The organism is Flavobacterium sp. N3904 (genome assembly GCF_025947305.1).
Classification (GTDB): domain Bacteria; phylum Bacteroidota; class Bacteroidia; order Flavobacteriales; family Flavobacteriaceae; genus Flavobacterium.
Genome location: NZ_CP110009.1, coordinates 3,595,252 through 3,607,833 on the forward strand (window position 1 = coordinate 3,595,252; position 12,582 = coordinate 3,607,833).

Here is a 12,582-nt window from a genome sequence, read left to right on the forward strand (position 1 = left end):
ATTGATCAAACTAAAAATAATTTATGTTTCAAAATAAAGTTATACTGGGTAGTGAAGAATGGTGCTCTTTTCCAGAATTAGGAATTCCTACTATTAAAGCCCGTGTCGATTCTGGCGCCAAAACTTCCGCATTGCATGCTATAAACATTGCTCCCTTTATAAAAAATGATGCCAATTGGGTGAAATTTGACATTAACCCAATTCAGAATAACATCAAAACGGTGATTCATTGTGAAGCTCCATTAGTCGACAAACGTATAGTAAAAAGCTCCAGTGGTTTTAGAGAACATCGTTACGTGATTCAGACTAATCTAGCCATTGGTGATTCAAAATGGCCAATCGAAATGACGTTAACCAATCGCGATTCGATGGGCTTCAGGATGCTTTTGGGACGCGAAGCCATGAGCGGAAGAATATTAGTTGATCCGGAACAAAAATATCTTTTAGGACAGCCAACTCCTGAAAGTCTAAAGGAATTGTATGTCAATTCCGAGAAAGCAAGTTCTGGCTTAAGAATTGGTCTTTTGGCTAGTAATCCTGAATTGTACAGCAACAAACGAATTATGGAAGCTGGAGAAATGAGAGGACATGAAATGCACTTTTTAAATATTAAAGAATGCTACATGAAACTTGACGCCAAAACGCCTGAAATCCATTACCGAGGTGGAAAAATATTGAATCAATTTGACGCCGTTATACCCAGAATCCGCCCAAGTATTACCTTTTATGGTTGTGCATTAACCAGACAATTTGAAGCTTTAAAAGTGTATTGCTTAAATTCATCAACTGCTATTACACAATCTAGAGATAAATTATTTTCGTTACAATTATTGCTTAATCATGGTGTCGACATTCCGACGACTGGATTTGCCAATTCGCCTTTAGACACCGATAATTTAATAAAAATGGTTGGTGGATCTCCTCTAATTGTGAAGCTCCTTGAAGGAACACAAGGAAAAGGAGTTGTTTTGGCCGAAACCAAAAAAGCTGCGGAAAGTGTAATCAATGCTTTCAAAAGCTTAAATGCCAATATATTGGTACAGGAATTCATAAAAGAAGCCAACGGAAAAGATATTCGTTGTTTTGTAATTGACGGGAAAGTGGTTGCTGCGATCCAAAGAGAGGCTATGCCAGGAGAATTTCGTGCCAATATTCATTTGGGAGGAACAGCGTCAGTAATTAAAGTAACTTCCGAAGAAAAAAGAATTGCTATAAAAGCCGCCAAAGCGATGGATTTGAAAGTAGCCGGCGTAGATATTATTCGTTCTGCAAAAGGCCCGTTATTACTAGAAGTGAACTCATCACCTGGACTTGAAGGAATTGAAGGCGCTACCAATAAAGATATAGCTGGAGAGATGATTAAAGCGATTGAAAAGAATTTTAAAATTAAATAGTTTTTTTTGAAAATCGACTATAAAATCTGATTGAGGAAATATATAGAATTTATAACACAAAAAAAATGAATCCATTCCTAGATATTATAATCAGAAGTGCGGCGGTGTACCTATTTATGATCATTGCCTTGCGTTTATTTGGAAAAAAAGAATTATCTCAGCTTAATACTGCCGATGTAATTTTAATTTTACTAATAAGCAACTCCGTGCAAAATGCGATGGTTGGAAACAACACTACACTTTGGGGTGGTATGGCCGCGGCATCGGTACTTTTCATGATTAACTTTGTATTAAAAAAGTTAATGTATCGGTATAAAAAATTCAGTGAATTTATGCTCGAAAAACCGGAGATTCTAATTCATAATGGTACTTTAGATTTCAAAAGCTTGAGTAAATTAAACATTACTTCAGATGAATTAAGAGAAGCAATGCGGGAACATGGAGTCGAATATTTTACAGATGTCAAACTGGCCATGCTTGAAATTGACGGAAATATTAGCATCATCACTGGAGATAAAAATTTAAAACAAACCCATTACAAGCGAAGAAAAAATCATAAAAATTTAGTTCAAGGAATATAAAAAAGGGCATCGAAATTCGCTAGATTATTCTAAACTATGATTTTTTTTTGAAGTTGATAATAACCCCAAATTTGTTATTTAGCCCCGATGGTCGCGACATCCTTTTTATAAAGTAATTTTTCTTTACTTTATAAAAAGATACAGCAGACAGCGGGACAATTAACGATGTTTAAAGAATTGGCCTGCTCCTAACCTATTTAAAACCATAAAAAAACCATTCGAAATGAATGGTTTTTTTATGAGCTATATGCTTTTAAGTTAAGATTTTATAATTAGACTTAAAAAGTAGTATACAAATGAAGCCAGTAAAGCGGTTATAGGTATTGTTAAGATCCAAGCCCAAACCAGACTTACAGTTACTCCCCAACGAACAGCTGAAATTCTTTTGGTTAAACCCACCCCAATAATAGAACCTGTTATAGTATGTGTTGTACTTACCGGAATTTTAAAATGCTCTGTGAAATATAAAGTTAAAGCACCTGCGGTTTCGGCAGCAACTCCTTCAAAAGAGGTAACTTTAGTAATCTTGGAACCCATTGTTTTTACAATTTTCCAACCACCACTCAACGTTCCTGCAGCGATAGCAGAATAACAAGCCAATGGAATCCATGCAGGCATTGCTCCCTTAATTCCTTTATCATCATCTGGAAGAATTACTTGCAACCAATCGGGCAAGCTTAATTGTGTAGCACCACTCGTATGAATATATACAGCAACAGCAGCTGCAATAATACCCATCACTTTTTGAGAATCGTTTCCACCGTGACCTAAACTAAAAGCTGCAGATGATAGCAATTGCATTTTTTTCAACCACGCATTTGCTTGATTTAAATTTAAACTACTAAATATTAAACAAAAAATACTAATTGATAATATTATAAAAGCAACCAAAAACCATTTTATATTATGCGATTCAAAAGCTACACTCCAAAAATGAGAATCAAATCTTGGTTTTTCAATATCAGCATAACTTACCATTTGGCTTTGTACAAACCAAATTGTTAAGATCATTAATGCGACTGTAAAAATCTTAGGATAAATACTTTTTCTGGATGCATTCAATAACCAAATCGAAATTAGATAAGACATCAAAGCTCCTAATAAAGGTGCCAAAACAATAAAAGCAATAATGATAATCACACCAGATGGCATTCCGCCGTCTTTACTAGCTTTGTACCAGCTTACAATATCGTACCAGTACTGAACTTTTCCATCTTCGGCAATATAACCTGAGAAACCATGAACAGCAATAGCATGCGCTAGAGCAGCTCCTGCAAATCCTCCAATCAAAGTATGTGAGGAACTAGAAGGAATTCCTTGCCACCATGTAATCAGGTTCCAAACAATGGCCGCAATTACACCAGCCAGAATAACAACAAGATTAATATCCATGGTATGGGCAGTTTTGGCAACAGTATCTGCTACTCCAAAACCAAAAACCCAATAGGCCAAAAAGTTAAAAAATGCTGCCCAAACAACGGCCTGAAAAGGTGACAAAACCTTTGTTGCAACAACAGTAGCAATAGCATTGGCCGCATCATGGAAACCATTGATGTAATCAAAAATTAGTGCTAGAACTATAATAATTAATAGTAAAGTCATATCAATATCTTCAGAATGAATAGAATTAAATTAAGAATGTTTTACCGTAATAGATTCTAAAACACTTGCTACACTCTTACATTTATCAGTTGCTGATTCTAATACTGACAAGACTTCTTTGTATTTAATAATGTTTTTGGCATCAGTTTCGTTTTCGAAAATTTCAAAAACGGCTTTATTGTATACCATGTCCGATTTGTTTTCTAGTTTATTGATTTTTGCACAAGCATTGGTAATGGTTTTCATGTTATCCAAATTTTTCAACTCTTTTACCGCAATATCAATATTCTGACAGGCTTCAAGATTGATTTCTGTCATTTTACGAATTGATTTTGTGATTTTATCTACTTGATACAATCTCATTCTGCTAGCTGCTCCATGAAGGTAATCGGCAACATAATCAATCGACGTAATTAAGGAGTGAATATCTTCTCTGTCAAACGGAGTAATAAAATTTCTACTCAATTCTAAATTGGTTTGACGTGTAATGTCCTCCCCTTTTTGTTCTAATTCATCAATTTTAAGAAAAAGAACTTCTCTTTCTTTTAAAGGAAGATTTACTGCTTCGTGCAAATTTGAAGCTAATTCAATTAAATTACTAGACGCTTCTTCAAAAAGAGGAAAGAATTTTTTGTCCTTTGGGACTAAAAATTGAAAAATACTATTTAATGACATTTGTTTATATTTTAGTAGTGCAAAATTACTTCATTATTTAAAGCCAATGTTAAGCTAATGTTAACAAATCTTCTTCGATTTGAAAACTATTCAAAAAAGATACAGTTTTCTCTATGTCATAATGCAAAATTCGATCTTCAGTAACCAAAGGAACTTCCTCCCTGTAAGATTTTAAAAACATTTCTATAAAATCACTGGATTGTAAAGGTCTGCGGTATTCAATTGCTTGAGAAGCATTCATCAATTCGATGGCTAAAATACGTTCCAAATTATCCATAACACGTAAACATTTGGTTGCGCCATTAGCTCCCATGCTCACATGATCTTCCTGACCGTTACTTGATACAATACTATCCACACTCGAAGGAGTTGCCAACTGTTTGTTTTGACTAGCAATGCTTGCAGCGGTATATTGTGGAATCATAAATCCTGAATTCAATCCCGGATTATCTACCAAGAAAGCCGGAAGATTGCGCAACCCAGAAATCAATTGGTAGGTTCTGCGTTCCGAAATACTTCCCAGTTCCGACAAAGCTATAGCCATAAAATCCAAAGCCAAAGCCAAAGGTTGTCCATGGAAATTCCCGCCGGAAATAATCTGGTCACTCTCAATAAATATATTAGGATTATCGGTTACAGAATTAATTTCGGTTTTGAATACTTTTTTTACGTACTCAAATGCATCTTTTGAAGCTCCATGTACTTGAGGAATACAACGAAAAGAATACGGATCTTGAACATGTGCTTTAGATTGTTCAATAATTTCACTACCATCCAGAAATTCTTTCACTCTTTTGGCAGTCGCAATTTGACCATTGTGAGGTCGTATATAATGAATCAACTCATTAAAGGGTTCGATTCTACCATCAAAACCTTCTAGCGAAATAGACCCTATTAAATCGGCCAAATAAGAAAACTTATTGGCTTTCATAACGATATGAGCACCGTAAGCACTCATAAATTGGGTTCCGTTTAATAATGCCAAACCTTCTTTGGATTTTAACACTATCGGCTCCCAACCAAAATGCTTTAATACCACGCTCGAATGAACCTTTTTACCTTCAAACCAAACTTCACCCTCACCTAATAAAGGTAAAGACAAATGCGCCAAAGGAGCTAAATCACCAGAAGCTCCCAAAGATCCTTGTGTATAAATTACAGGCAATATATCGTTATTATAAAAGCCAACCAGTCTCTCAACAGTTTGCAATTGTACACCTGAATGCCCATAGCTTAAGGATTGAATTTTAAGCAACAACATTAATTTTACAATCTCGTTTGGCACTTCCTCCCCTGTTCCACAAGAGTGTGACTTCACAAGGTTTTCTTGAAGCTTTGATAAGTTCTCGTTTGATATTTTAACATTACAAAGTGACCCAAAACCTGTATTAATACCGTAAATAGGTTCAGAATGAGAAGCCATCTTAGCATCTAAATATTTTCTACACTTTAGAATGTTTGTTTTAGCTTCTTCAGAAAGTGATATTAATTTATGATGAGAAATAATCTCTTGTAAACTCTCGAAAGAAAGTAGGCTTGTACTTATATGATGTGTATTCTCCATTTTGTATGTAGATATTTATTATTTTTTATAAATCATATATAATTCGCATATCATTATTGATTTTATCGACCAATTTAAGGGATGCTCATTTCATTTGATTTTAAGGGTTCAAAATTCAACAAATCAATATTAAAAAGCAATTATTTTTGAGGATAATTAAAAAAAATAAACCTCTTTATCGAAATCGTTATTTATACTTTTATAAAAATAACTTAAAAATCAAACAAACTCGATAATTGTTGTTTCAAAACTAAAACCCATCTATTTTTGATTCAACAAAGTTATAAATTAAGTCTAAAATCTATTTTAAAACAAAGATAATCTCAATAAACAATGAAATAAATTATTCAATATTAAATTTAAATCCATATTAAATTTAAATATTAAACTATTCGCAAAAACACTTAACAAAGCTTTGTTTTTTCATAAAAAACAGTACTTTTGAAAAATCAAAATGAAAAAATTTAACAGTACATATCATCCTTCGATAACAACTCAAAATTGGGTTGCAATTGCTGTTACAACTACATCTACTACAACTACTACCCCTTAGGGGTATACATTTTACATATAATCCAGTTGCTGTACTTTTCCCTTAAAGGAAGAAAGTCATGGGTGTATAGAAAATATTTACATTACAAAACAAACAATACAAAATCGTTAGGATTTAAAATTTGACACTAATAAAAAATAGCGATATCAATTACATTAAAATAAATACAACCTTCTTATGAGAGTATTAAAATTTGGCGGAACTTCGGTAGCCAATGCAGAAAATATAAAACTAGTTTTAGATATAGTCCTTAATAAAGCACAAGACGAAAAGCTTGTTGTAGTAGTATCCGCTTTAAGCAAAGTAACCGATTTATTGCAAACAGCCGCAACAAAAGCTGCCGCTAATGATGAAAGTTTTAAAGATATTGTCACCGAAATTGAGAAAAAACATTTAGAAGCACTTAAGCAATTAATTCCGGTTAGCGAACAAAGTGGTTTGTTAAGTCATATCAAAAGAATCATCAATCACTTGGAAACATTGCTTGACGGCTGTTTTCTTTTGGGAGAATTATCTCCTAGAACTTTAGATACTATTTTAAGTTTTGGTGAATTGTTATCTTCTTATATAATTGCCGAGGCTTTAAAACAAAAGCTAAAAAATAGCAGCTATAAAGACAGCCGAGAATTGATAAAAACCAACAACCAATTTGGAAAAGCAGTTGTCAATTTTGAAGTATCCAATCAATTGATTGCAGATTTTTTTGCATCGAATGTTAATCAAGTAGTCGTTATGCCTGGTTTTATTGCCACTTCTGAAGATGGAATAAACACTACTTTAGGCCGTGGAGGTTCGGATTATACAGCTGCTATTATTGCAGGAGCTTTGAATGCAACCGATTTAGAAATTTGGACAGATGTAAACGGAATGTTTACTGCCAATCCAAAAATTGTAAAACAAGCACAACCAATTGCTACTATTTCGTACCAAGAAGCAATGGAATTGTCTCATTTTGGTGCTAAAGTATTGTATCCGCCAACTATTCAGCCAGTTCTAAGAAAAAATATTCCAATACTGATCAAAAATACTTTCGAACCAAGCGCCGAAGGAACTTTGATTTCCAATGCCGTTTCAGCACAAACAAATCCTGTAAAAGGAATTACCCATATTGACAATATTACATTGATTACTCTGGAAGGTTCGGGAATGATTGGTGTTGCGGGTTCCTCTAAACGTTTATTTGAAGTATTATCGAATGAAAGCATCAACGTCATTTTTATTACTCAAGCTTCATCGGAACATTCTATATGTATTGGTATTTTAAATTCGGATGCCGAAATAGCAGAAAATGCTATTAATAGAGCTTTTGGACTTGAGATTTCTCAAAACAAAATTGATCCTTGTATTGTAGAACAAAACTTGTGTATTATTGCTTTGGTGGGAGAAAACATGAAAAATCATCAAGGTTTGAGCGGAAGAATGTTCAGTACTTTAGGAAAAAATAACGTCAACATTCGTGCGATTGCTCAAGGTGCTTCCGAAAGAAATATCTCGGTAGTTATCAATGAAAGAGACGTCAAAAAAGCACTGAATACATTACATGAAAACTTTTTCGAAGAAAACACTAAACAATTAAACTTGTTTGTAATGGGTGTTGGAAATGTGGGTGAAAAATTCATCGAACAAATAAACCAACAAAAGAAGTTTCTAAAAGAAAATTTAAAAATAAACCTGAGAGTTATTGCGGTTTCCAATTCTCGAAAAATGTATTTTGACGAAGATGGTATTCCATTGAAAGAATGGCAATCACTTCTTGAAAAAGGAGAAACTGCCAACAAAGAACAATTTATTGCCAATGTAAAAGCACTCAATTTACGTAACAGTATTTTTGTGGACATTACTGCCAACGAAGAAGTATCTAAAACTTATGAGCAATATTTAAAACAAAACGTTGCCGTGGTAACTTGCAACAAAATTGCCTGTTCATCTGCCTATGATAATTATAAAAACTTAAAAAGTTTATCCCGTAAATTCAATGCGCCATTTCTTTTTGAAACAAATGTTGGAGCTGGGTTACCGATTATAGATACTGTAAAAAACCTAATTGCATCTGGCGATAAAGTGCACAAAATTCAAGCCGTTTTGTCAGGTAGTTTGAATTTTATTTTCAATAATTTTGATGAAAATAACACTTTTCATGATGTGGTTAAAGAAGCTGGAGTTCAAGGATTTACAGAGCCAGACCCGAAAATTGATTTGAGTGGAATTGACGTAGCCAGAAAGATCCTTATTTTGATTCGTGAAAGCGGTTACCAAATGGAAATTGAAGACATTGAAAATAAATCTTTTCTCCCAAAAGAATGTATGGAAACTACCAATAATGAGGCTTTTTTCGCTTCATTAAAAGAACATGCCAAACACTTTGAATCCATTTTGGCAGAAGCCAATCAAAAAGAAAGCCGACTAAAATTTGTGGCTCAATTTGAAAACGGAAAATCAAGCGTAGGTTTACAATTCATCCCAAAAGACCATCCGTTTTACAATCTGGAAGGAAAAGACAATATTGTTTTATTCTACACCGATCGTTACATTGATCAACCGTTATTGATAAAAGGTGCTGGTGCCGGAGCTGCGGTTACAGCTTCAGGAATTTTTGCCGATGTGATTAGAATAGGAAATGTTTAAAAATTAGTTTCAAGTTTAATGTTTCAAGTTAAGACGTCTTCAAACAAACCTCTTTTAAACCTGAAACTTTAAACTTTAAACCTGAAACAAAATAACAATGACTGAAATAAAAATATTTTGCCCAGCCACTATTGCAAATCTTTCGTGTGGTTTTGATGTACTCGGTCTTTGCCTAGCTACTGCAGGCGATGAAATAATTGTCCGTAAATCGGATGTGAAAGGAGTTCGTATTACCAAAATAGTAGGAGCCGATTTACCAATGGAAACCGAAAACAATGTTGCGGGAGTTGCTGCTCTAGCGATGCTAGAAGAAGTGGAAACTGAATTTGGATTTGAAATCGAAATTTACAAACATATAAAGGCGGGAAGCGGTATCGGAAGCAGTGCTGCCAGTTCAGCGGGTGCGGTTTTTGGAATCAACGAATTGTTGGGACGCCCTTTTACAAGAAAAGAATTGGTGAAGTTTGCTATGCAAGGCGAAAAATTAGCCAGCGGTAATGCCCATGCAGACAACGTTGCCCCTGCCCTTTTGGGAGGTTTCACTTTGGTAAGATGTTCTAACCCATTAGACATTATCAAAATTGAAAGTCCTTCCGAATTGTATGCTACGGTGGTTCATCCGCAAATTGAGCTGAAAACATCGGATGCCCGTTCGGTGTTGAAACAAACTGTTTCTCTAAAAAGTGCCATTACCCAATGGGGAAATGTGGGCGGATTGGTAGCAGGATTATACACTCAAGATTATGAATTAATCGGTCGTTCTTTGCATGACGATATCATCGAACCTATCCGCTCTATGCTGATTCCGGGATTTGATTTAATCAAGCAAACGGCATACGAAAACGGGGCTTTAGGTTCTGGAATATCAGGTTCTGGCCCTTCTATTTTTGCCTTAAGCAAAGGAAAAGAAAACGCCGATAAAATTGCCAAAGCCATGAGTGCCGTTTACGAAGAAATGAATTTGCCTTATGAAATTCACGTTTCAAAAGTGAATGATGAAGGAATGAAAGTGATTTAAGAAATTTGATTTACGATATACGAAGTATTCGGAAGTACAAAGTTAGAAATCAAGCCATACTATTGAAAACAAAGAAAAAATATAAATAATATCAGAAATAGATATTTGGTAACGATATTAAAAATCAAACCTTTATTATCGTCTATCGAATATCTAAAATCGTAAATTAAAATGAAATATTACAGCTTAAACCATAATGCACCAAACGTTTCTTTTCAGGAAGCGGTAATTCAAGGATTGTCAACCGATAAAGGATTGTATTTTCCGGAAACCATAACACCATTACCTCCAAGTTTTTTTGAAACTATAGAAAGTTTATCCCATGAGGAAATCGCTTTTGAAGCCATTAAACAATTCGTAGGAGACGAAATTCCTACCGAAACTTTAAAACAAATCATAGTCGAAACCTTGTGTTTTGATTTCCCTCTGGTAGAAGTTGAAAACGGAATCTACTCTCTTGAATTATTTCACGGTCCAACCATGGCGTTCAAAGATGTAGGAGCGCGTTTTATGTCACGTTGCCTCGCCTATTTCAACAAAGACAAGGCCGAAAGTAAAAATACAGTGCTTGTAGCTACTTCCGGAGATACTGGAGGAGCTGTTGCCAGTGGTTTTCTTGGCGTAAAAGGTGTTGATGTTGTGATTCTTTATCCTTCGGGAAAAGTGAGCGACATTCAGGAAAAACAGTTAACTACTTTGGGACAAAACATCAGAGCCCTTGAAGTAGACGGCGTTTTTGATGATTGCCAAGATATGGTCAAAAAAGCGTTTTTGGACGAAAGCCTAAATCATATTCAATTGACTTCTGCCAATTCGATTAATATTGCGCGTTGGTTGCCACAAATGTTCTACTTTTTCTTTGCTTACAAAGCGTTAAAAAGTCAAGGTAAACCATTGGTTTTCTCTTGTCCAAGCGGAAACTTCGGAAATATTTGCGCCGGTATCATTGCCAAGAAAATGGGACTGCCTATTGAGCATTTTGTAGCTTCAACCAATGTAAACGATACCGTTCCGAGATTTCTTGCCAACGGAATTTACGATCCAAAACCATCTCTTGCCACAATTTCGAATGCTATGGACGTAGGAAATCCAAGCAATTTTATTCGCATTCAGGAGATGTATCAAAATGATTTGGAACAGTTCAAAAAAGATTTTACTTCATATACTTTCACTGATGCTGAAACTTTGGTAGCATTAAAAGCTATCTATAACGAAAGAGGTTATATCGCCGAACCACATGGAGCTGTTGGATACTTAGGATTGAAAAAAGAATTACAAAACATACCAAACGCAATTGGCGTTTTTCTAGAAACCGCACATCCTATCAAGTTTTTGGATGTGGTAGAACCTGCTTTGGGCGTTACTTTGCCCCTGCCAACACAAATAGAAAGCGTGATGAACAAAGAGAAAGTAAGCACAAAAATCAAGACATACGAGGAATTAAAAGCTTTCTTAGGATAGACCATTCATACCACCACACACCAAGCGGCTGAGATATTTATTTCAGCCGTTTTTTTTTGAGCTAATCCTGCTGTCCGCTATATCTGTATGCCCGAACCCCGGGCATACAGGATGACGCTTCCATCAGGGCTACGAGAGCATCAGAGTTTTTAAGAAATATAGTTTTAAAAGTACATATGTAAAATAAACGACTAAATTTGAGTTGTAACTATATCAATTTTTGAATCTAACTTCTGAAAATCTTTATCGTTAGTTACAATCTTATAATTATTCATTTTTGAAAGTTCAAAAATATATGAATCATTGAAATCAACAATTTTAAAATTATTTAAAATACTTTCTACATTAATACAATGAAAACTATCTGGAACAGCTTGAATATTTGGTAATTTTAATATCTTATTTATAGATTTTGATATTGTTGTTACGGAATCCTCATACCTTTTAGTCCCTACAAAATCTTTTTTAAATTTTACATTTATAGGTTTCTCCATAGTAACCCATTGCTCAAAATCCCTTCGAAGTAAAACATTTGCAAACTCAGAAATAACAACAGATGCAATAAAAATAGGGCTTTGTTTTGTTATTAAATCTTCTAAAAGTTTAGAATAAATTCTTTGATCTTTAATTTGAAAATCAGCAACTGTTCCAAAAAGCAATAACCAAATATTTGTATCAAAAAAAAATTGGTCAGTAAAACCTATTTTAAAATCTTGTACTTTAATCGTTGCCATAAATTGCATTATTAGAATTTTTTTCAAAATCTTCTTTATTAGCAAAATATTCTTTAGCTCTTTGAATTACATCTTTAAACAAGCTTCGATCTTCTAAATCAACATTTTCAAGTTTTAAGTATTCGTTCAGAAATGCAGGAGTGTATTCTTTTTTACCATATAACTTTCCTATGGCTGCATTTAAGAATGCAGTAATCATTATAGTTATACCAGCGAAATCCAATTCTACTTTTTCTTTTTTTTGAAGATAAGAATCAACTATTTCAAAAACTTTTTCTCCATTTTCTGTAGAAACAGCTAATTCTGAATTAATTATATCTTTAATAATTAAATGTTTCATCGTAATATAATTATTTCGTTAATAATTGACTGTAA

The 12,582-nt window shown here is 34.1% G+C and carries 10 protein-coding genes; 5 read left to right on the top strand and 5 right to left on the bottom strand.

Annotated elements, in window-relative coordinates; translation table 11 throughout:
- The first annotated feature begins 23 nt into the window (after nucleotides 1-23).
- Both rimK and OLM57_RS15240 read left to right on the top strand, forming a co-directional pair.
- On the top strand, nucleotides 24-1,394 hold the full coding sequence (rimK, locus tag OLM57_RS15235; protein WP_264564544.1) for a 30S ribosomal protein S6--L-glutamate ligase: 1,371 nt from the start codon (nucleotides 24-26) through the stop codon (nucleotides 1,392-1,394).
- 65 nt (nucleotides 1,395-1,459) lie between these two features.
- Nucleotides 1,460-1,975, top strand: a complete 516-nt coding sequence (locus OLM57_RS15240) for a DUF421 domain-containing protein (RefSeq protein ID WP_264564545.1) — start codon at nucleotides 1,460-1,462, stop codon at nucleotides 1,973-1,975.
- A 258-nt stretch (nucleotides 1,976-2,233) separates the two neighbouring features.
- On the opposite strand, the gene OLM57_RS15245 is transcribed toward OLM57_RS15240, so the two are convergent.
- Genes OLM57_RS15245 through hutH form a run of 3 tightly spaced genes read right to left on the bottom strand, consistent with a single transcriptional unit; the run spans nucleotide 2,234 to nucleotide 5,816 of the window.
- Nucleotides 2,234-3,577 carry an inorganic phosphate transporter gene (locus tag OLM57_RS15245; RefSeq protein WP_264564546.1) on the bottom strand — a complete coding sequence of 448 codons (1,344 nt, stop codon included), beginning with the start codon at nucleotides 3,575-3,577 and terminating at the stop codon, nucleotides 2,234-2,236.
- A gap of 30 nt (nucleotides 3,578-3,607) precedes the next feature.
- A complete protein-coding gene (locus OLM57_RS15250; RefSeq protein WP_264564547.1) occupies nucleotides 3,608-4,252 on the bottom strand; it encodes a DUF47 domain-containing protein in 645 nt (214 codons plus the stop codon).
- A gap of 49 nt (nucleotides 4,253-4,301) precedes the next feature.
- Complete coding sequence (gene hutH / locus OLM57_RS15255) at nucleotides 4,302-5,816, bottom strand: histidine ammonia-lyase (RefSeq protein WP_264564548.1); 1,515 nt, start codon at nucleotides 5,814-5,816, stop codon at nucleotides 4,302-4,304.
- Between the two features lie 730 nt (nucleotides 5,817-6,546).
- Between hutH and thrA the strand changes: the two genes are divergently transcribed.
- From thrA to thrC, 3 genes are all read left to right on the top strand, one after another.
- Entirely contained in the window at nucleotides 6,547-8,994 is a 2,448-nt protein-coding gene (gene thrA, locus OLM57_RS15260) for a bifunctional aspartate kinase/homoserine dehydrogenase I (RefSeq protein WP_264564549.1), read from the top strand.
- A 97-nt stretch (nucleotides 8,995-9,091) separates the two neighbouring features.
- Nucleotides 9,092-10,012 (top strand): homoserine kinase, encoded by a 921-nt coding sequence (locus OLM57_RS15265; RefSeq protein WP_264564550.1) that lies wholly within the window; start codon nucleotides 9,092-9,094, stop codon nucleotides 10,010-10,012.
- Nucleotides 10,013-10,183: 171 nt separating this feature from the next.
- Nucleotides 10,184-11,473 carry a threonine synthase gene (gene thrC / locus OLM57_RS15270; RefSeq protein ID WP_264564551.1) on the top strand — a complete coding sequence of 430 codons (1,290 nt, stop codon included), beginning with the start codon at nucleotides 10,184-10,186 and terminating at the stop codon, nucleotides 11,471-11,473.
- Between the two features lie 191 nt (nucleotides 11,474-11,664).
- Here thrC and OLM57_RS15275 read toward each other — a convergent pair whose 3' ends face one another.
- Nucleotides 11,665-12,207: a PIN domain-containing protein gene (locus OLM57_RS15275; RefSeq protein WP_264564552.1), complete on the bottom strand. Its 543-nt coding sequence runs from the start codon at nucleotides 12,205-12,207 to the stop codon at nucleotides 11,665-11,667.
- Nucleotides 12,194-12,547, bottom strand: coding sequence for an STAS-like domain-containing protein (locus OLM57_RS15280; protein ID WP_264564553.1), 354 nt, complete (start codon nucleotides 12,545-12,547; stop codon nucleotides 12,194-12,196). Before OLM57_RS15280 ends, OLM57_RS15275 begins: the two co-directional genes overlap by 14 nt.
- Between the last annotated feature and the right edge of the window lie 35 nt (nucleotides 12,548-12,582).